Annotated in this window: 19 protein-coding genes; 11 read left to right on the top strand and 8 right to left on the bottom strand. The window is 73.2% G+C overall.

Translation table 11 applies throughout. The features are described from left to right. Positions 1-221: 221 nt before the first annotated feature. Positions 222-851, bottom strand: coding sequence for a maleylpyruvate isomerase N-terminal domain-containing protein (locus ACWDBB_RS27510; protein WP_449792161.1), 630 nt, complete (start codon positions 849-851; stop codon positions 222-224). A 111-nt stretch (positions 852-962) separates the two neighbouring features. Here ACWDBB_RS27510 and ACWDBB_RS27505 point away from each other — a divergent pair, with 111 nt between their 5' ends. The 5 genes from ACWDBB_RS27505 to ACWDBB_RS27485 all read left to right on the top strand — a co-directional run bounded on the left by ACWDBB_RS27505 (position 963) and on the right by ACWDBB_RS27485 (position 4,372). After that, a complete protein-coding gene (locus tag ACWDBB_RS27505; RefSeq protein WP_449792160.1) occupies positions 963-1,088 on the top strand; it encodes a hypothetical protein in 126 nt (41 codons plus the stop codon). Next, positions 1,085-1,702 (top strand): LysE family transporter, encoded by a 618-nt coding sequence (locus tag ACWDBB_RS27500; protein ID WP_449792159.1) that lies wholly within the window; start codon positions 1,085-1,087, stop codon positions 1,700-1,702. The genes ACWDBB_RS27505 and ACWDBB_RS27500 overlap by 4 nt, the downstream gene beginning before the upstream one ends. 449 nt (positions 1,703-2,151) lie before the next feature. After that, on the top strand, positions 2,152-2,874 hold the full coding sequence (locus ACWDBB_RS27495) for a TetR/AcrR family transcriptional regulator (protein WP_449792158.1): 723 nt from the start codon (positions 2,152-2,154) through the stop codon (positions 2,872-2,874). Positions 2,875-2,954: 80 nt separating this feature from the next. Next, positions 2,955-3,284, top strand: coding sequence for a hypothetical protein (locus tag ACWDBB_RS27490; RefSeq protein ID WP_449792157.1), 330 nt, complete (start codon positions 2,955-2,957; stop codon positions 3,282-3,284). Positions 3,285-3,298: 14 nt separating this feature from the next. Continuing rightward, positions 3,299-4,372, top strand: a complete 1,074-nt coding sequence (locus ACWDBB_RS27485) for a M14 family metallopeptidase (RefSeq protein WP_449792156.1) — start codon at positions 3,299-3,301, stop codon at positions 4,370-4,372. Positions 4,373-4,574: 202 nt separating this feature from the next. Here ACWDBB_RS27485 and ACWDBB_RS27480 read toward each other — a convergent pair whose 3' ends face one another. After that, on the bottom strand, positions 4,575-5,201 hold the full coding sequence (locus ACWDBB_RS27480) for a TetR/AcrR family transcriptional regulator (RefSeq protein ID WP_449792155.1): 627 nt from the start codon (positions 5,199-5,201) through the stop codon (positions 4,575-4,577). 235 nt (positions 5,202-5,436) lie between these two features. Between ACWDBB_RS27480 and ACWDBB_RS27475 the strand changes: the two genes are divergently transcribed. The 4 genes from ACWDBB_RS27475 to ACWDBB_RS27460 all read left to right on the top strand — a co-directional run bounded on the left by ACWDBB_RS27475 (position 5,437) and on the right by ACWDBB_RS27460 (position 9,042). Next, complete coding sequence (locus ACWDBB_RS27475) at positions 5,437-6,195, top strand: SDR family oxidoreductase (protein WP_449792154.1); 759 nt, start codon at positions 5,437-5,439, stop codon at positions 6,193-6,195. A gap of 53 nt (positions 6,196-6,248) precedes the next feature. Beyond that, positions 6,249-7,040, top strand: a complete 792-nt coding sequence (locus ACWDBB_RS27470) for an SDR family NAD(P)-dependent oxidoreductase (RefSeq protein WP_449792164.1) — start codon at positions 6,249-6,251, stop codon at positions 7,038-7,040. Further along, a complete protein-coding gene (locus tag ACWDBB_RS27465) occupies positions 7,037-8,008 on the top strand; it encodes an NADPH:quinone oxidoreductase family protein (protein WP_449792153.1) in 972 nt (323 codons plus the stop codon). Before ACWDBB_RS27470 ends, ACWDBB_RS27465 begins: the two co-directional genes overlap by 4 nt. Positions 8,009-8,082: 74 nt before the next feature. After that, positions 8,083-9,042: an ADP-ribosylglycohydrolase family protein gene (locus tag ACWDBB_RS27460; protein ID WP_449792152.1), complete on the top strand. Its 960-nt coding sequence runs from the start codon at positions 8,083-8,085 to the stop codon at positions 9,040-9,042. A 180-nt stretch (positions 9,043-9,222) separates the two neighbouring features. On the opposite strand, the gene ACWDBB_RS27455 is transcribed toward ACWDBB_RS27460, so the two are convergent. From ACWDBB_RS27455 to ACWDBB_RS27430, 6 genes are all read right to left on the bottom strand, one after another. Continuing rightward, positions 9,223-9,699: a hypothetical protein gene (locus tag ACWDBB_RS27455; protein WP_449792151.1), complete on the bottom strand. Its 477-nt coding sequence runs from the start codon at positions 9,697-9,699 to the stop codon at positions 9,223-9,225. Positions 9,700-9,954: 255 nt separating this feature from the next. Next, positions 9,955-10,398, bottom strand: a complete 444-nt coding sequence (locus tag ACWDBB_RS27450; protein WP_449792150.1) for a hypothetical protein — start codon at positions 10,396-10,398, stop codon at positions 9,955-9,957. A 170-nt stretch (positions 10,399-10,568) separates the two neighbouring features. Further along, positions 10,569-12,467, bottom strand: coding sequence for a putative Ig domain-containing protein (locus ACWDBB_RS27445; protein ID WP_449792149.1), 1,899 nt, complete (start codon positions 12,465-12,467; stop codon positions 10,569-10,571). Between the two features lie 461 nt (positions 12,468-12,928). Beyond that, complete coding sequence (locus ACWDBB_RS27440) at positions 12,929-14,221, bottom strand: alpha/beta hydrolase family protein (protein ID WP_449792148.1); 1,293 nt, start codon at positions 14,219-14,221, stop codon at positions 12,929-12,931. A gap of 166 nt (positions 14,222-14,387) precedes the next feature. Further along, a complete protein-coding gene (locus ACWDBB_RS27435) occupies positions 14,388-15,629 on the bottom strand; it encodes an acyl-CoA dehydrogenase family protein (protein ID WP_449792147.1) in 1,242 nt (413 codons plus the stop codon). A 6-nt stretch (positions 15,630-15,635) separates the two neighbouring features. Next, positions 15,636-16,664 (bottom strand): phosphotransferase family protein, encoded by a 1,029-nt coding sequence (locus ACWDBB_RS27430; RefSeq protein WP_449792146.1) that lies wholly within the window; start codon positions 16,662-16,664, stop codon positions 15,636-15,638. Between the two features lie 293 nt (positions 16,665-16,957). On the opposite strand from ACWDBB_RS27430, the gene ACWDBB_RS27425 reads away from it, so the two are divergent. Next, positions 16,958-18,181: a hypothetical protein gene (locus ACWDBB_RS27425; protein ID WP_449792163.1), complete on the top strand. Its 1,224-nt coding sequence runs from the start codon at positions 16,958-16,960 to the stop codon at positions 18,179-18,181. Positions 18,182-18,407: 226 nt separating this feature from the next. Next, a complete protein-coding gene (locus tag ACWDBB_RS27420; RefSeq protein WP_449792145.1) occupies positions 18,408-19,655 on the top strand; it encodes an MFS transporter in 1,248 nt (415 codons plus the stop codon). Positions 19,656-19,778 lie beyond the last annotated feature (123 nt).

Genomic DNA, 19,778 nt, shown 5'->3' with positions numbered 1-19,778 from the left:
GCGTGGGCCCCCCCGGGGGGGGGGTGCCCCCCCCCGCGCCCCCCCCCCGGGGGGGGGGCGCCGCGCCGCGAGGCCGACTGCCGCGAACAGGGCGGCGCCGGTCAGGGCAGGCAGGATTCTTCTCATCGGAGCCTCTCGTGGGGAGCGGGCCGGGAGCAGCAGCGTGACAGCAAGCCCGCGCCTTTGAAAGGCTCATGACATGAGACGTGTACGCCTCACCCTCACCGGACGACCGGCAGCACCGCCCGCGCACCGCGGCCGGTCGCCGCCTCGATGAAGGCCACCGGGTCGGCGACCCGCGCCAGCAGCACGCGGGTGAAGTCCAGGGCCTCCTCGGCGGGCAGCGGGCCGCCGACGGCCGCGACCAGGTCGAGCAGATGGACGGTCGCCTCCATCAGCGCCACCTCGCCGAGCGCGCCGACCGTCACGCTCCCGAGCAACGGGTGCGCCACCGTGGTGTCCGGCGACAGGTCCGCGATGCCGTCCAGCGCGGCGGGGCCCTCGACGCCCAACCGGGCGAGCAGCACGGCGGGTTCGGCCGCCTCGGCCGACTGCTTCGCCGCCTCGGCGACCTGCTCGGCGGCGGTGTGGGCGATGCCGCCAGGACGGTTGTAGGCGCGCAGGATGCCGGCCCCGTCCACCACTTCGGCCGGCGCGTCCAGGACGGCCGCGCGCAGCCCGGCGAACATCTCCGGCACCGGCGCCACGTGCGCGAACAGCTCCCGTACGGTCCACCCGGGCAGCCGGGTGGGCCGCTCCCAGTCCTCGGCGGCCAGGGCGGCGCCCCGCTCCGCCCACGAGGCCCAGACCTCCGCCAACAGCGCTCGCACCTGGTCGTTCTGACGGTACATCGACTATCCTCCGGTCTCTTCGGAACGGCGATCACGGGGTCGGCCCCACGCTATCCCGGGCGCCCGGAAAACCGTTTGCCGCACCCGCGGCCGGGCCGCCACCATCGGCCCATGACCGACTCCCCCGCCCGTCCGCTGTCCGCACCCGCCGCCACCCGCCCGGCCACGGTCCCGGTCACCGCCCCGGTCCAGCAGCAGCCCCGCCGTCCCCGGAGGCCCGACGCCGCACGCGCGTGAGGGCCGCGCTGGCCGCGGGGCTGCTCGCCGGGCTCGGCGTGGCCGTCCCGGTGGGGGCCGTCGGGGCCTACCTGGTGTCGCTCACCGCACGCACCTCGCTGCGCACCGGCGCCTGCGCCGCCCTCGGCGTGGCCACCGCGGACGGGCTGTACGCGCTGCTCGCGGCAGCCGGCGGCACCGGCCTCGCGCCCCTGCTCGAACCGGTCGCCCGGCCACTGCGGCTCGCCTCCGCCCTGGTACTGCTGGCCCTCGCCGCCCGGACGGCCGTCACGGCACTGCGCAGCCGCCCCGGCACCGCCGCCGACGGACCGCGGGCACAACCGCCCTCCCCCGCCCGGGCGTTCCTGACACTGCTGGGCATCACCCTGCTGAACCCGCTCACCGTGCTCTACTTCGCCGCACTGGTCCTCGGCGGCGGCAGCCAGGGCGACGTCCCGGCCCGGGCGGCCTTCACCCTCGGCGCCTTCGCCGCCTCCGCCTGCTGGCAGCTGCTACTGGCCTCCGGCGGTGCCCTGCTCGGCCGCGCCCTGACCGGCCCGCGCGGCCGGCTGCTCACCGCGCTCGGCTCCGCCGCACTGGTCGCCACACTCGCCGTCCGGCTGCTGCTCGACTGAACGCACCCTCTCTCCACGCGCAGTGGCGTCACCCACCACGACCGGCCCCGCCACCGCCATTGCCGCAACCGCACCCCGCCCCCACCCCGCCCCGGGCCCACCGCCGCTCACCGCACTCGCCACCCGACTCCCACCCGACCGAACACCCGCTCCCCCGCCCCAGCCACGTCACCCACCGCGACCGGCCCCGCCACCGCCATTGCCGCAACCACGTCCCGCCCCACCCACCCCGGGTCGGCTGACCAGCGGGATCGGCGAATCGGCCGCCCGAGTCCGCTCGACCATTTACGTCCGATTCATACCTTGTATCCTGGTTCTGTATCCGCTGAGTGACATCCGCCGAAACCCGGCCCGGAAAGCGGGCCCCGCGTCGCGACTGGTCCGTCGAGTCGGCCGAGCGGCCGGGGCGCGGGCCGACGACACCGGCACCGACCCGGAGGAGTGCGGAGATGGCCGAGCAGGACGCCTCCGAGAAGCGGGGGCGGCTGAGCCGCCCGCTGGTGCTGGGCGCCGCCGTGGCCCTCGTCGACCGCGAGGGCCTGGGCGCGCTGACCATGCGCAGGCTGGCGACCGAGCTCGGCGTGGAGTCGATGGCCCTGTACCGCTACACCCCGGGCAAGGAGGCGCTGATCGACGGCCTGGTCGAGGCCTACTTCGACGAGATCAACGCCCGGCTGCGGGCCAGCTCCGTCCGCGGCCCCCAGCATGACGGCTGGCGCGCCGAACTGCGCCGGATCGCCCGGGCGTTCGCCGCCACCGGGCACGCCCACCCCGAGATCCTGCCGCTGGTCGCGACCCGCCCGCTGGCCGTCCCGGTGTCGCGGCGCCCGACCTCGGTGCTGGACCTCACCGAGCACATCCTGGCCGTGCTCGGCCGGGCCGGCTTCGACGACGCCGGCTCGCTGACCGTCTACCGCAGCTTCGTCGCCTGGAACCTCGGCTGCATGCTGGTGGACAAGCGCCAGGTGGTCGACAACCCGAGCGAGCCGGACCCCGCGCTGCGGCTCGGCCTGCACCGGCTGTCCGCCACGGACTACCCCCGGCTGCGCGCCCTGGTGCCCCGGTTCGCCGACTTCGACGACGAGGCCGAGATGCTGAGCGGCCTGGACAGCCTGCTCGACGGGATGCCCGAGCCGCCCCTTGACGGCTTCTACGGCGGCGACGCATCCTGAGGATACGAGGTACACGTCGGACATATCCGCTCGAATCGGCGCCACCGGCAGCCCGCTGACGGCGCCCGGAAGAAGCCCCCATGTCCTCCGTACCCGACACACCACCCCCGGATGACATCCTGCGCCTCCGCGTCACCGCCAAGGACCCGGAGACCCTGCGCGCGCTGCTGCGCGACACCCGCCCCGACGTCGGCGGACGCCCGCGCGTCGAGGAGGACGGCCGCGTCGGCATCGACGTCTACGCTCCGGCCGACCGGATCCCGACCCTCGAACGCGAGGGCGTCACGGTCACCCTGATCGGCAACGCCAGCGAGGCCGGGCGCGCCGCCCAGTCCGAGGTCGGCAGCGGCGACCGCTTCGCCCCCGCCGACGCCGTCCCGCGCGGCCTGGCCGCCAAGCTCTCCGGCTGACCGGGAGGCCCGCCATGCCGTATCTGAACGTCACCGAGGTCGAGTCCGCCGTGACCAGCCTGGCCACCGCCTACCCCGACCTGACCCAACTCCTCACCCTGCCCGAGCCCTCGTTCGAGGGCCGCACCGCCCACGCCCTGCTGATCAGCGAACCCGCGCCGGCCCCCAAACCGTGCGTCATGATGATCGGGGGCGTCCACGCCCGCGAATGGGGCAGCTGCGAGATCCTCATCCACCTCGCCGCCGACCTGCTGGAGGCCCACCGGGACGGCACCGGCCTCGGCTACGGCGGCACCGCCTTCACCGCCGGTCAGGTCAGCGGCCTGCTCCAGCGGTTGGACCTGGTGTTCTATCCGCTGGTCAACCCGGACGGCCGGCACTACAGCCAGACCGTCAGGCCCATGTGGCGCAAGAACCGCAACCCGGCGAACGCCGGCGGCAACCCGGCCCCGGACTGCGTGGGCGTCGACCTCAACCGCAACTACGACTTCCTCTTCGACTTCGTCACCGCCTTCGCCCCGGGCGCCGATCCCCAGGTGTCGAACGACCCGTGCGACCCGCAGGTCTACGCCGGCCCGAGCGCGTTCTCCGAACCGGAGACCCGCAACGTCCAGTGGCTGCTGGACCAGTTCCCGCTGACCCGGTGGTTCGTCGACGTGCACAGCTACTCACAGGACATGCTCTACAACTGGGGCGACGACGAGAACCAGTCGGTCGACCCCGACATGAACTTCCGCAACTCCGACTACGACGGCAAGCGCGGCCTGCCCGGCGACCTCACGTACGCCGAGTACATCCCCAAGGACGACGAGGACGCCGCCGTGCTGCTCGCCGAGGCGTTCTGCAAGGGCGTCAACGGCGTACGCGGCCTGGCGTACAAGCCGATGAGCGGGTTCCACCTGTACCCGACCAGCGGAACCAGCGACGACTACGTCTACTCCCGCGCCTTCGCCGACCCGGACCAGGGCAAGGTACTGGGCTTCACCGTCGAGTGGGGAACCGAGTTCCACCCCCGGTGGGCGGAGATGGAGCAGATCGTCCGCGACGTGGACGCAGGGCTGGTGCAGTTCTGCCTGGCCACCGCCTGAAACGCCGTAGGAGGCCCCGAAGCCACCGTGCCCGACAGCCAGGGCGCCCGCCACGATCGGTCGTGGCGGGCGCCCTCGGTTTGTCCGTACATTTACGAGGCACACGTACGGGAAAAACATACTTCGTATACAAGCCTGCGCGCCTCGCCGGAGTGGGTCAAGGGGTCCGGGGCTCCGGGGCGGCCCGCAGGGCCGCCGTCCCTCAGACCCGGGCGCCGAGCATCCGCAGCACCAACTCCCCGTAGCGGCGTCCGAGCTCCTCCGGCGCCTCGGTGGAGTTGCCGGTGTACCAGCGGGAGACGTCGATGCCCAGCGAGGTGACCGCGCGGGCCGCCGTCCGCACCTCCGCCACCTGGAACTCCCCCGCCGCCACGCCCGCCTCGATCAGCGCGCTGACCTCCCGCTCGATGTCCAGCCGCAGCGCGGCGACCACCGCGTAGGCGTCCTCGGGCAGCGCGTGCAGCTCGTAGTTGACCACCCGGCCGACCGTCCGGCCCCGGGCGTGCCACGCGGTGAACCGCTCGACCAGCCGCCGCATCCGCTCGGCCGGGCCGCCCGGGCCGGCCGCCGCGTCCCGGACCAGGGTGAGCGTGGCGGCGTGGCCGGCCTGGCTGATCTCGGCCAGCAGCGCGGCCTTCGACTGGTAGTGGATGTACAGCGCCGCCGGGCTCATCCCCGCCGCGGTGGCGATGTCCCGGGTCGTGGTGGCGTGGAAGCCGCGCTCCGCGAACGACTCGACGGCGGCCTGGAGCAGCCGGTACGCCGCTTCGGGGCGGATGTCGGCGCCGGGCAGGGTCGGCCACAGGTCGGCGAGCGGGGTGCTGGTCATGGCGCCATCCTCCCAGAGAACTCGTACAGGCTTTCCCGTCGGTCGTCCCCCTCGGGCGGGAGCGGGCGTCCGACGGACTGTTGACAGGCTCCCGCACCGACAGCATGCTGAGCAAGCGCTTAGTCAGCAGCTGGCGGATTCCCCCCGGGACCCCGCAGGTTCCCAGCAGACCCCGCAGATCGCAGCAGTTCCCCACACGTTCCCGCAGGTTCCCGCACGAAAGGCAGGACGCTCCGTGGTGCACTCCTTCAAGGGCCGGGTGGCCATCGTCACCGGATCGAGCCGGGGCATCGGCCTCGGCATCGCGCGCGAGCTGGTCGACCGCGGGGCCAAGGTCTGCCTCACCGCCCGCAACCCCGAGCCGCTGGCCGAGGCCGTCCGCGACCTGGGCGGCCCGGAGAACGCGATCGCCGTCGCGGGCAAGGCCGACAACGCCGCGCACCAGGAGGAGGCGATCACCCGCACCCTGGAGGCCTTCGGCCGGCTCGACCACCTGGTCAACAACACCGGCATCAACCCGGTCCTCGGGCCGATCCTGGACACCGACGAGGGCGCCGCCGCGAAGATCCTCGCCGTCAACGTGCTCGCCCCACTGGCCTGGACCCGCCGCGCGCACGCCGCGTGGATGGGCGAACACGGCGGCTCGATCGTCAACGTCGCCTCGATCACCGGCATCCGCGCCTCACTCGGCATCGGCATGTACGGCGTCAGCAAGGCCGCACTGATCCGGCTCACCACCGAACTCGCCGCCGAGCTGGGCCCCCAGGGCATCCGGGTCAACGCCGTCGCCCCCGCCGTGGTCAAGACCAAGTTCGCCGAAGCGCTGTACGAGGGCCGCGAGGAGAAGGTCGCCAAGGCCTACCCGCTGGGCCGCCTCGGCGTCCCCGAGGACGTCGCCGGCGCCGTCGCCTTCCTGCTCTCCCCGGACGCCGACTGGATCACCGGCCAGACCCTGGTCCTGGACGGCGGGGTCACTCTCGGCGGTGGCATGTGACCACCGGGGCACTCGACGGCCCCACGCCGAACGGCCAGGCGCCGGACAACCAGGTGCCGGACGGCCAGGAGTTCGCCGGCCGGGGCGTGGTGGTGACCGGCGGCGGCCGGGGCATCGGCGCCGCGCTGGCCCGGGCCTTCGCCGCGGCCGGCGCCCGAGTGGTGGTCAACGACCTGGACGCCGAGGCCGCCCGCGCCGTGGCGAAGGAGTGCGCGGGCACCGCCCTGCCCGGGGACGCGGCCTCCGCCGAGGGCCTGGCCGAGCTGGTCGGGCGAGCCCGCGCCGAGCTGGGCGAGATCGACGTGTGGTGCGCCAACGCGGGCGTCGCCCCGGCCGGCGGGGCCGACGCGCCCGCCGCCGCCTGGGCGGGCGCCTGGGAGGTCAACGTCATGGCCCACGTCCGGGCCGCCGACCTGCTGCTCCCCCGCTGGCTGGAGCGCGGCGAGGGCCGCTTCCTGGCCACCGTCTCCGCCGCCGGGCTGCTCACCATGCTGGGCTCCGCCCCGTACTCCGTCACCAAGCACGGCGCACTGGCCTTCGCCGAGTGGCTCTCCGCGACCTACCGCCACCGGGGCGTGCGGGTGCACGCGCTCTGCCCGCAGGGCGTGCGCACCGACCTGCTCGCCTCCACCGGCGCGGTCGGCGAGGCGCTGCTCGCCCCCACCGCGCTCGACCCGGCGGACGTCGCCGAGGCGGCGCTGGACGGGATGCGCGCGGAGCGCTTCCTGCTGCTGCCGCACCCCGAGGTCGCCGACTACTGCCGCGTCCGGGCCACCGAGCCGGACCGCTGGCTCGCCGGGATGAACCGGCTCCAGCAGGGACTGGAGAGGAGCGAAGTGCTGTGAGGGCCTGGCAGGTGGCCGAACTCGGCGAGCCCGCCGAGGTGATGCGGCTGGCGGAGGACGTCGCGCGGCCGGTGCCCGGGCCGGGGCAGTTGCTGGTCCGGGTGCGGGCGGCGGCCGTCAACTTCCCGGACGCGCTGATGGTGCGCGGGCAGTACCAGGTCCGCCCGCCGCTGCCGTTCACGCCCGGCGTGGAGCTGTGCGGCGAGGTGGTGGACGGCGCCCGGCAGGGCGAGCGGCTGATCGGCAACCCGGTGCTGCCGCACGGCGCCTTCGCCGAGTACGCGCTGCTGGAGGCCGACGCCGCGTTCCCGGCGCCCGAGGCGCTGGACGACGCCGAGGCGGCCGCCCTGCACGTCGGCCACCAGACCGCCTGGTTCGGGCTGCACCGCCGGGCCCGGCTGCGGGCCGGCGAGACCCTGCTGGTGCACGCGGCGGCCGGCGGGGTCGGCAGCGCGGCGGTCCAACTCGGCCGGGCCGCCGGGGCGCGGGTGATCGCCGTGGTCGGCGGGCCGTCGAAGGCGCGGGCCGCGCGGGCGCTCGGCGCCGACCTGGTGGTGGACCGCCGGGAGCGGGACTTCGTCGCCGCCGTCAAGGAGGCCACCGAGGGGCGCGGCGCCGACGTGGTCTTCGACCCGGTCGGCGGCGAGGCCTACACCGGCTCCGCCAGGTGCGTCGCCTTCGAGGGCCGGATCGTGGTGGTCGGCTTCGCCGGCGGGCGGACCCCCACCCCGGCGCTCAACCACGCCCTGGTGAAGAACTACTCGATCCTCGGCCTGCACTGGGGCCTCTACAACACCCACGACCCGCGCGCCGTCCGCACCGCCCACGACGAGCTCACCAGGCTCGCCGAACGGGGCGCCGTCCGGCCCCTGGTGAGCGCCCGCGTGCCGCTGGCCGGCGCGGCGGACGCCGTCCATCGCGTCGCCGCCGGACTCACCACCGGCCGGATCGCCGTCCTGGGCGACTGACCCTCCGCGCGGCTCCCGCCCGTGCGGCCGGAAATCCGGCTGCGCGGGCCCACGACCACTGCCAGGATGTGGGGATGACATCGTTTTCCGCCGCTCTCGACTCGTTGGAGGGTCTGGCCCTCGGGGACGGCTTCGGGGAGCGCTGGTTCCCCCTGTTCCGCTCACCGAAGGAGGCGTTCGAACAGATCCGGGCCCGGCGGACCCCGGAGGAAGGCCCCTGGCACTGGACCGACGACACCGCCATGGCCCTGTCGGTGTTCGGCGTCCTGACCGCCTTCGACGCCGTGCACCAGGACCGGCTCGCCCAGGCCTTCGCGGCGAACTACCGGGCGGATCCGGGCCGCGGATACGGACACGGGATGCACGCGCTGCTGCCCAAGCTGGCCGAGCGCCCTGCGAGTTGGCGCACCGAGGCACACGGGCTCTTCAACGGTCAGGGCAGCCTCGGCAACGGCGCGGCGATGCGGGTGGCCCCGCTGGGCGCCTGGTTCTCCGCGGACTTGGACGAGGCGGCGGAGCAGGCGGCGCTGTCCGCGGAGGTCACCCACGCCCATCCCGAGGGCGTCGCCGGAGCGGTGGCCGTCGCCCTCGCGGCGGCCCTGGCCGCCCGGGGCCGCTCCGGGCCCTCACCCGTCGGCGCCGGGCTACTGGCCGAGGTCGCGGACCGCACCCCGCAGGGCGCGGTCCGCGATGGCGTGAGCCGGGCCGCCGACCTGCCCGCCGACACCGAGCCCTGGCACGCGGCCGATCTGCTCGGCAACGGGCAGCGGATCCGGGCGAGCGACACCGTCCCGTTCGCGTTGTGGTCCGCCGCTCACCACCTGGACAGCCTCACCAACGCCCTGTGGACCACCGCCGAGGGGCTCGGTGACGTGGACACCACCTGCGCCATCACCGGAGGAGTGGTAGCCGCCCGCACCGGCCTGACGGACGTCCCAACGGCGTGGCTGGCCTGCCGCGAAGCCCTGCCCACGTGGGTCGCCGAGGCCGCGATCGAGGCCAACGCCGAGGCCGAGGCCGACGCCGACGCGTAGAGGCTCACGTGCAGGGGCCCTCACACGGGACCACCGCAGCGGGGCAGCGGCAACCGGTCGGCCCGCCCGGCCTCGCGAGGCGGGGTTGGCCGACCGGTCGTCCGCCTTCACCGGAGTCCAGCGGTGAAGGCGCGGGCCCGCAGGAGGTTCACGGTCTCGTCGAAGCAGGACGGCTCGGCGTCAGTAGACGAGGATGTCCCAGTGGCTGCCCTCGTTGCAGTACAGGTTGCCCGACGCGGCCTTCCACTGCGGGTAGCCGTCGCCCCGGTAGCCGATGTAGGTGAAGCTGTTCTGGATGTAGTTGTCGATGCAGGAGCTGCGGGAGACGTCGACCTTGTAGCCGTTGTAGTGGCTGTAGGTGCCGGCGGCGTGGCCCACCTCGGTCCCGCCCGTGATGTTGATGGCACAGCCGCTGGCCTGCTTCAGGGTGATCATGGCGCTCACCGTGCCCGAGTTGATCTGGTCGAACGAGGTGCAGGTGGAGTTGGACCTGGTGGTGCAGCCGCCGCTGGAGCTCCACGTGATGCCGGCGCCGCTCAACTGACTGGCGGCCGCCGACTGCGACAGCTTGGTACCGCTGGCGCCGGCCGTGGGCGCCGAGAGGGCGAGGCCCGCCAGGGCCAGGGCGACGACGGTGGCTGCGGTGCGTGGCTTCATCTGCATCTCCCGGTGAGGATGGCGTGCCTCCGACTCGACCCCCGGGCTCCGGGGACCGGCATCGCATCAGAATGGCCTACCACTGTCTATGCGGGTAGACCCCGGTTTGTGAATTTCATGTGACGGACAGTGGCCTTCGGCGCGTCGGAACGCCCCTACGACCGCCCGGACGTGTACGGGCCGACAGCCACCGGCGTACGACTGGCGGGGACGGCGCTCCCGGTGGACGCACCGGCGCCGGGCGAAGGTCGGCGCTCAGCCCTCGACGTCCACCGTGACCTCGTAAGTCCGCTGCTCGGGCGGGCAGTTGAGGGCCTCCCCACAGGAGGTCCGGGTGGCGGTGAGGCGGGCGGTGCCGGCCGCACGGGCGGTGAAGTCCGCGGTGACGGTACCGCAGCCGCCGCCGGGGCGGCAGGACGGGGACGGGGCGGTGCTCGGGACGCCGTCCGGGGCGAGGACCTCGGGGGCGGAGCTGGTGGCGGGGGACCAGTAGGTGCTGTGGAGCGCGAGCGTCAGCGTCGCGCCGACCGCGATCCGCACGGTGGTGCGGTCGGCGTGCTCGTCCACCGTGACCGTCGCCGGGCCCGGGGTGGCCGACGTGGTGGCGGGCGTCGACGGGCCCGTTCCGGTGGAGGCGCAGCCGGTCAGGGTGAGCAGGGCGGCGGCGAGTGCCAGGGCGGCGGGTCTTCTCGGATTCACGGTGGTTCCTCTTGCCGTTGTTCCAGGGGCCGTTGTTCCGGCGGCCGTTGTTCCAGGGGCACCGGTTCGACGCACCGGCGGCCGGTTCGGATCCGCCGGACGGTCCCCGGGCCGGAAACGGCACCGGGGCGGGCGCTGGGCCCACCCCGGTGCGTTCGGCGCGACGGTGGTCAGGAGACGGTCACGTCGTCGTAGTAGGTGTAGGTCGGGTCACCCGGGTAGTTGTCGTCGTGGTTGCTCAGGGTGAGGGTGTAGCTGTGGCCCGGGGTGACGGTCGCCGTCTTGTTGGTCCAGGTGCCGACGGTGGTGCAGGTCTTGGCCAGGACCGTGGTGGTCGTGCCGGTCGTGTTGTCCTTCAGGGTGGCGGTGGCCCAGTCGTAGGTGACGGTGTCGTTGCACGTGTTGCTGTACCAGAAGGACAGCTTGCTGGAGCCGGTCGGCGCGGTGAAGGTCTGGGCGATCGAGGAGTCCCCGGTCGGGCCGGTGGAGCCGACCATCGCGCCGTAGCTGCCGCTGTGGGCGGCGGAGGTGGTGGCGGAGGCGCTGCCGGCGGTGGTCCAGCCGGTCAGGCTGCCGCTCTCCAGCCCGCCGTTGGTGACGGCGTTGCCGCCGCCCCCGGTGGTGGACTCGGTCCAGGTGAAGGCGGTGTTGCCGGCGGCGCCGGTGCCGTCGGTGGCGGTGACCGTGACGCTGGAGGTGCCGGCGGCGGTCGGGGTGCCGGAGATCAGGCCGGTGGAGGAGTTGATCGACAGGCCGGCGGGCAGGCCGGTGGCCGAGTAGCTCAGCGTCTGGCCGGTGGCCGAGTCGGTGGCGTTGATCTGCAGGCTGGCCGCCGTGCCGACGGTGCCGCTCTGGTTGCCCGGGTTGGTGACGGTGACCGTGTTGCCGTGGGTCAGGATGGCGTGCGAGATCGCGCAGGAGTTGGTGTCGTTGGACCAGCTGGCCTGCTCGGCGTAGCTGCCGAAGGAGCCGAAGGAGATGTTGGCGGCGCCGCCGGTGCTGCCGGGCTGGATCCAGGCGCACTCGTCGGAGTTCTCCTGGCCGTTGTAGCTGCTGCCGGAGACGTGGTTGGTCCAGCCGCCGGCCGGGTTCTGGTCGGACATCATCTCGTGCCACTCGTGGCCGAGGGTCATCGTCCAGCCGTCCAGCGTTCCGGGCGAGTTGACGAAGCCGACGCCGCAGTTGGAGCCCGCGTCGATGTTGTACGGCTGGTTGGAGAAGGCGATGTCGCCGTAGGGCGAGCTCGCCGCACCGCCGGTGAGGGTGGTGTCACCGTTCCAGTCGTGCCAGGCGCAGTACCCGGTGGTGGGGTTCTGGTAGTCGTCCGGGTTGGTGCCGTGCGGCGACAGGACGATGTAGTACGCGTCCCGGTTGGCGGCGGCGGTGGTGTTGCCGAAGTGGCCGGCGGCCTTGACGGCCTCCTGGGCGAGCTGGTTGCCGCTGGCCTGGCTCGGCGAGGCGGCCGCGTTGTCGTACCAGACGCCGGACAGGACGCCGCCGCTCTGGTACGGGATGAAGTTGGCGTTGGACGGGCAGCTCACGGCACCGGTGGCGACGTTGGGGCCGTCGCACCACTGGGTCAGGTCGGCGGACCAGGTCTCGCCGTTGGTGCCGATGCCCTTGAACATCTGCTGGGTGGCACCGGCGGCGCCGGCCGAGTCGTTGGAGAACTTCGCGTTGCCGTTGGCGTCGGTGCTCTGGGTGCCCCACTGGTTGCCGTAGAACACCAGGTAGACCTTGGAGTGCCCGCTCTGCACGCCGATGCCGTCGACGCCACCGCCGTACGACAGCGTCTGCTGGCCCGTCGCCGCGGCCTGGTTGTGGGCGGCGAGCCACTTCTTGTAGTTCTCGTGCTGGGACATGCCGGGCACCGCGCCGTGCCGGTAGGGGTGGCCGTTCTGCGGGCTCCAGGGGTTGAACTCGTTGGTGGAGCTGCCCTGCGAGCTGGAGACGTCCTGCGCGGAGGCCGGAGCGGCCGCGCCGGCCAAGCCGGCGGCGGCGAGCGCGAGCGACGCGATCGCGGTGAGCGCCGCGTACCTCGCGCGTCCTGTCCTGGGGGAGTGACCCATGGGTGAGGGTGCCTCTCTTCTGCCGATCGTCCCGCGGCCCAGGGGGCCGGGAACGATCCCTTTGTGGGGAAGGGCCGGCGGCGGATTCCGTCAGGGCGGGTTCCGGTCGAATGTCGTTCGGGCACCGGAATTGACTGCCCGTCGGCGTTTTGCCGCCTGCGTGGCAAGAAGGAAAGCAGAGCTGATGAACACCGGTCAACGGCGTAGGGTAAGGAACGATTAAGAAGCGCGTCCAAGCAGGTCAAGCGGTTTCCAAGCAGGTCAAGCAGTGTTGATGAAAAGCTGTCGACGCGTGTAGCCATTCACTGAATGGAACGGGGAAATCGGGCTCCGGAAATCCGCGGTTTCCTGGTGGTGAGGAGGCCTTGACGGCAATTCACCGGCGCGCGCACGGGCTCCTCGTCCGCGGCTCGTCCGGGAGGGGGCGGCGCCGCGGCTGCGCCCGCCGCCGCCCCGGCCCACTACCGCTCGTAGGCCATCTCCGGGAAGCGCGCCGAGGGGCCGTCCAGCAGGTGGTCGTCCTGGCCGCGCAGCCAGCGGTCGAAGAAGGACGCCACGTAGGAGCGGGTGGCGAGTTCGGCGCGCCCGGGGCGGATGTCGCCGACGTCCTTGCGCAGTTGCTCGGCGCTGAGCACGCCCTGCCGGGCGAGCTGCGGCAGCAGCGGCTGGCCGTCGGTGTACGAGCCGTGGCGGGAACCGGTGAGGGTGACGTCGGCGCGCCAGCCGGTGCTGTGCTGCCACAGGGCGTTCCAGCCGGGCTGGTCGCGGTAGCTGCCGGAGTCGTCGCTGCCGGTGCCCATCAGCAGGAACGGCCGGTCCAGGCCGTCCTCGGCGACGCTGGGCAGGAAGACGCCGGTGTGGCCGTCGGGGCCGGGGAAGTGCAGTTGCCCGTCCATGTTGACGCCGGCGGTGATCCGCAGGTCGTCGTGCATGGTCTGCAGGGCGGTGAAGCCGCCCGCCGACTGGCCGACCATGCCGATCCGGCCGAGGTCGAGGGCCCCGGCGAGCCCGGTGGGCAGGCCGGGGCGCCCGCCCAGCCCGGCGAGTCGGTCCAGGACGAAGCGGGTGTCGGCCACCCGGGTGTCCATCGCCTTGCGCAGCACGGCGCCGATGTCCAGGCCGGGCTGTCCGAGCATGCCGGGGAGCACCGAGGGGGCCAGGTCACCGCCGGGGAAGGCGACTTCGGAGGCCTCGTAGGTGTGGTCGACGGTGACCACCACGTAGCCGCGTGAGGCGAGGTCCTCGACCAGCGCCGTCCCCCAGGTGCGCGGGTCGCCGAGGCCGGGCGAGTAGAGCACGACCGGGCGCGGGCCGCCGGCCAGCGCCGGGGCGTCCCTGCGGGCGTGGGTGCGGATGGCCGACCAGTCGGTGCGGCCCGGCTCGGTACCGTAGTTGAGCAGGCCGACGCCGTCCGGGCCGTCGAAGTGGCGGCCGGCGGCGGGCTCCATGTAGGGGGCGCGGTCGTCGCCGGCGGCCGGGTGGGAGGTCGGGTACCAGAGGCTGATCATCAGCTCGCGCCGCTGTCCGGGGTGCCAGGGGTCCTCCCGTCCGACGTCGGTGAGGTGCAGCGCGGTGGTCCCGATCGGGTACGGCCCGCTGGGTTCCGGCAGCCAGGCCCGGGCCTGCCGCCCGGTGCCGCCGTCGGTCCCGGTGCCGCCGCCGGTCGGCGTGGCCGCTCCGGCCGTGCCGATCGTGCCCACCGCCGCAGCCGCCGCCAGTACCACCGCCGCCACGGCCCGTCCCGGAATGCCCATGGTGTCCCCTCCGTGTTCCGATCGATCGAACACGCAGGACACTACGGTCGGGGACGGGCCGCGGCCGTCATACCAGGGGGCCAACCGGTCCCTGAATACCCCGGTGTCACACCCCTACGGGTAAGGGCGTGTCCGACGATTCGCGCCGGGCGGGCGACGGCAACTGTCAGACACGCCCTGGCCGGTACTGCCGCAGCTCCCTGCGGGCCAGCGAGCGCTTGTGCACCTCGTCCGGGCCGTCGGCGAGCCGCAGGGTGCGGTTGCCGGCCCAGAGCTGGGCGAGCGGGGTGTCCTGGCTGACGCCGGCCGCGCCGTGGGCCTGGACGGCCTTGTCCAGGATCCACTCCACGGTGCGCGGGGTGGCGATCTTGATGGCCTGGATCTCGGTGTGCGCACCGCGGTTGCCGACGGTGTCCATCAGCCAGGCGGTCTTCAGCACCAGCAGCCGCAGCTGCTCGATCCGCACCCGGGACTCGGCGATCCAGTCCTGCACCACGCCCTGCTCGGCCAGCGGCTTCCCGAACGCCACCCGCTCGTTGGCCCGACGGCACATCAGCTCCAGCGCCCGCTCGGCGATGCCGATGGCGCGCATGCAGTGGTGGATGCGGCCGGGGCCGAGCCGGGCCTGCGCGATGGCGAAGCCCGTGCCCTCCTCGCCGATCAGGTTCTCCACCGGGACGCGGACGTCCTCGAACAGCACCTCGGCGTGGCCGCCGTGGTCGGCGTCGTCGTACCCGAAGACCGTCATGCCGCGCCGCACGGTCACGCCCGGGGTGTCGCGCGGGACGAGCACCATGCTCTGCCGGCGGTGCGGTTCGGCGTCCGGGTCGGTCTTGCCCATCACGATGAGGATCCGGCAGTCGGGGTTCATCGCGCCGGTGATGTACCACTTGCGGCCGTTGATGACGTACTCGTCGCCGTTCCGCTCGATCCGGGTGGCGATGTTGGTGGCGTCCGAGGAGGCGACCTCGGGCTCGGTCATCGCGAAGGCGGAGCGGATCTCGCCGTCCAGCAGCGGGCGCAGCCAGCGCTCGCGCTGCTCGGCGCTGCCGAACTGGGCGAGCAGCTCCATGTTGCCGGTGTCGGGCGCCGCGCAGTTGAGCGCGGGCGGGGCCAACTGGATGCTGCGGCCGGTGATTTCGGCGAGCGGGGCGTACTGGAGGTTGGTGAGGCCCGCGCCCGGCCCGCCCGGCAGGCCGTGCTTGTCCACGAAGAACAGGTTCCAGAGGTTCTGCTTGCGGGCCTCGGCCTGGAGGTCGGCGACGACGGGCGGGACGGCCCACGGGTCGCGGGCCCGGTCGGCGAGTTGGGCGGCGAGGACGGGCTCGGCGGGGTACACGTGCTCGGCCATGAAGGCGAGCAGCTGTTCGCGGAGTTCGTTCGTCCGGGCGTCGTAGGCGAAGTCCATCGGTGCTCAGTTCTCCTTGAGGGTGCTCAGGCCGTGCCGGGCGAGGATCGGCGCCATCTCGCCGGCGCGCTCGAAGCCGGCGCCCAGGGTGCGGCCCTGCCGGAAGCGGAAGTGGATGCCCTCGGCGACGGCGGCGAGTTTGAACGAGGCGAAGGCGACGTACCAGTCGAGGTCCTCCGCCCGGCGGCCGGTCGCGTCGGCGTAGGAGGAGACGATCTCGTCGGGCTCGGGGAAGCCGGGGGCGGTCATGGCGGAGGGGATGATGCCGCCGCCGACGCCCGCGAGTTCGGTGTACATCACCAGGAGGCCGATGTCGGTGAGCGGGTCGCCGAGGGTGGACATCTCCCAGTCCAGGACCGCGGCGATGTCGTCGTTCTCGTCGACCAGGACGTTGTCCAGCCGGTAGTCCCCGTGGACGAGGGCGGGCGCGGGCGAGACGGGCAGCCGCCGGCCGAGGAGGTCGTACAGCCGGTCCAGGTCCGGCAGTTCGCGGCTGCGGGAGGCGGCGAGCTGCTTGGACCAGCGGCGCAGCTGGCGCTCCAGGTACCCCTCGGGGTGCCCGAAGTCGGCGAGGCCGACGGCGGCGGGGTCGATCCGGTGCAGGGTGGCGAGGGTGTCGACCAGCCTGGTGCCGAGCGCGTTCACCCGCTGCTCGCCGAGGGCGGCCAGCGGCGCGGCGTCCCGGTGGGCGGTGCCGGGGACGTACTCCATGAGGTACCAGGGGGCGCCGAGGGTGTCGGTGTCCGGGTCGAGCAGCAGGGTGCGGGGCACGGGGACGCCGGTGTCGCGCAGCGCGGTCATCACGCGGTACTCGCGGCCCATGTCGTGCGCGGTGGCGAGGACGTGCCCGAGCGGCGGGCGCCGCAGGACGGCGCGGGAGGTGCCGTCGCTCAGCACGTACGTGAGGTTCGAGCGGCCCCCTTCGACGAGGTCGGCCCGCAGCGGCCCCTGGAGGATCCCGGGCAGCTCGCGGTCCAGGTGGGCCCGGAGACGGGCCAGGTCCAGGCCGGGCGGGTCGACGGGGGTCTCGGCCATCGGGCGGCTCCTCGGGGAGGCGGATTATTGACTAAGCGCTTGCTTAGCATTCAACCCGGGAGGCGCCCTGTCAATGGCATGGACCCCCGGACCCCCTCGATCCCGTGACGTCGTCACCACCGCCGGTCACGCCGGACGGGCCACTGCCGAACAGCCCCCGAACGGTTCGACCTTGGCGCTCAAAAATGTTCTGATGATCACATTCGTCGATCGTCTTCCGAACACTTCTGATCAGAGATCAGGGAAAAGGGGGTCCCGTGCGGACTGCTCGCGGCTCGGCCATCCTGCTGACGATGGGGGTCCTCGGGGCCTCCGCCCTGGCGACCGGATGCTCCGACACAACGAGCAGACCCACGACCGCCACCGGCACCACCGCGTCCAGCCCCGCCCCGAGCAGCACCACCGAGGCCCCGGCCCCGCCGCCGCCCGTTCCCACCGCCACCTGGGACGGCCAGGTCAAGGTGCTCGGCGACGGCTCCACCTCCTACACCGGCCCGCAGCCCAAGCAGCCCACGCCCGAGCGGCTCAAGCCGGGCGAGAAGCCGCCGCAGTTCGTCGTCTTCTCCTGGGACGGGGCACTGGAGGGCGACGAGCGCATGTTCTCCCGCTTCCGCAAGCTCGGCGTGGAGAACAACGCCCAGATGACCTTCTTCCTGAGCGGCCTCTACACCCTCCCCAAGTCCAAGAGCACGCTGTACAAGCCCCCGCAGCACAAGCCCGGCGACGCCTCCATCGACTACGCCACCGACCCCCACATCAAGGACACCCTGGAACAGCTGCGCCTCGCCTGGCAGGACGGCAACGAGATCGGCACCCACTTCAACGGGCACTTCTGCAACGCCAAGGGCGGCGGCGAGTGGAGCACCGAGGAGTGGAAGAGCGAGCTCGACCAGGCGATCTCCTTCGTCACCAACTGGAAGACCAACACCGGCTTCAAGGACCTCCCGCCGCTCCCCTTCGACTACACCAAGGAACTGGTCGGCGGCCGCGCCCCCTGCCTGGAGGGCCAGAAGAACCTGCTGCCGGCCGAGAAGGCCACGAACTTCCGCTACGACGCCAGCTCCCCCGGCGAGTTCCAGGTCTGGCCCACCAAGAAGGACGACATCTGGAACTTCCCGCTCCAGATGCTCCCCTACTCGGGGAAGTCGACCCAGAGCCTCTCGATGGACTTCAACTTCCTGGCCAAGCAGTCCGGGGAAAGCACCAAGGGCGACCCCAAGAAGTACGACACCTGGGAGAAGGAGACCCGCGACAGCTACCTCGCCGGCTTCGAACGCGTCTACAACGGCAGCCGTGCCCCGCTGTTCATCGGCAACCACTTCGAGGACTGGAACGGCGGCATCTACATGAAGGCCGTCGAGGACGTGATGAAGAGCGTCTGCAAGCGCGAGGGCGTCCGCTGCGCCTCCTTCCGCCAGGTCGCCGACTGGCTCGACGCCCAGGACCCGGCGGTCCTCGACAAGCTCCGCCAACTCGACCCCGCCCAGCCGGCCGACTGGTCCCGCCTGGTCAAGTGACGGGCCCGGGCGGCGCGGGCCGGATCCGGAAACCGCGCACGGCCCGGCGGCAGGGCTTCCGCGGTCATCTCCGATCGAGATGACTGACATTCCGAAGCATCGTCCCGGACGGGGAAGCAGCGGGCGCGGACCGGCGCTCACACCTGTGTGACGGCAGCGAAGAGGCTGCCGTCACCGCCCCGCCCGTGCCGGCCGACCCCGGCCCACTGCTTCGAGAAGGTGCCCCATGTCCGCCTCGTCCGACCTCCCGACCGCCGCGCGCCGGTCCGCACCCGCCGACGCCCCCCACGGCGTGCCGGGCTGGCTGATAGCCCTGCTGGCCGTCGCCTCCGGCATGACGGTCGCCAACCTCTACTACGCCCAGCCCCTGCTCTCCACGCTGAGCGGGGTCTTCCACACCAGCACCGCCACCACCGGGGCCCTGATCACCCTCACCCAGGTCGGCTACGTGATCGGCATGCTCTTCCTCGTCCCGCTCGGCGACCGGCTGGAGAAGCGCAACCTCATCACCGCCCTGCTGACGGTCACCACCCTCGCCCTCGTCGCCGCCGGGCTCGCCACCAGCTTCCCGATGCTGCTGATCGCCTCCCTCGTCAGCGGCGCCACCTCGGTCGTCGCCCAGGTCCTCGTCCCGTTCGCCGCGAGCCTCGCCCCCGACCACGCCCGCGGCCGGATCGTCGGCCGGGTGATGAGCGGACTGCTCACCGGCATCCTGCTCTCCCGCACCCTCAGCAGCCTGGTCTCCGACCTCGCCGGCTGGCGCACCGTCTTCCTCGGCTCCGCCGTGCTGATGGCCGTCCTCGGCGTGGCCCTGCGCGCCGCCCTGCCCGCGCACGCCCCGACCACCACCATCCCGTACCACCACGTCCTGCGCTCCACCGTCCGGCTGGTGCGCACCCACCCCGCGCTGCTGCGCCGCGGCCTCTACCAGGCCGCGATGTTCGCCGCCTTCAGCGCCTTCTGGACCACCGTCTCCTTCGTCCTGACCGGCCCCCACTTCCACTACTCCGCGGTCGGCGTCGGCCTGTTCGCCCTCGTCGGCGCGGCCGGAGCGGCCGTCGCCCCGTTCGCCGGACACTGGGCCGACCACGGGCTGACCCGCCGCATGACCGGCATCGCCTTCGCCGTCGCCGCCGTCTCCTTCGCACTCGCCGGCTTCGGCGGCCACAGCGTCATCCTGCTCGCCCTCGCCGCCGTCCTCATCGACATGGCCGTCCAGGCCAGCCTGATCCTCGGCCAGCACACCGTCTACGCGCTCGACCCGGCCGCCCGGGCCCGCCTCAACAGCGCCTTCATCGCCATGTTCTTCGTCGGCGGAGCAGCCGGATCCGAACTCGGCTCCGTCGTCTACCACGCCTGGGGCTGGAGCGGCGTCGCCACCCTCGGCACCGCCCTGCCCCTGCTCGCCCTGCTCTACTGGACCACCGAACGCCGCCAGGGCGCGGCCGCCGAACCCGGCACCGCGAGCGCGTGACCGGGAGCGGCCCGGCCGCGGCCCGGCCCCGCGGCGAGCAACCGAGGACGGGCCGGCGCGGCGTGCCGGGCCGCCCGCCGCACACCCTCGGGGGCACCGCCCGCCGCACACCCTCGGGGGCGG

The sequence above is a fragment of the Kitasatospora sp. NPDC001095 genome (genome assembly GCF_053598615.1).
The sequence above is the reverse complement of the archived record's forward strand: the minus strand, read 5'-3'. Positions and strand labels throughout refer to the sequence as shown.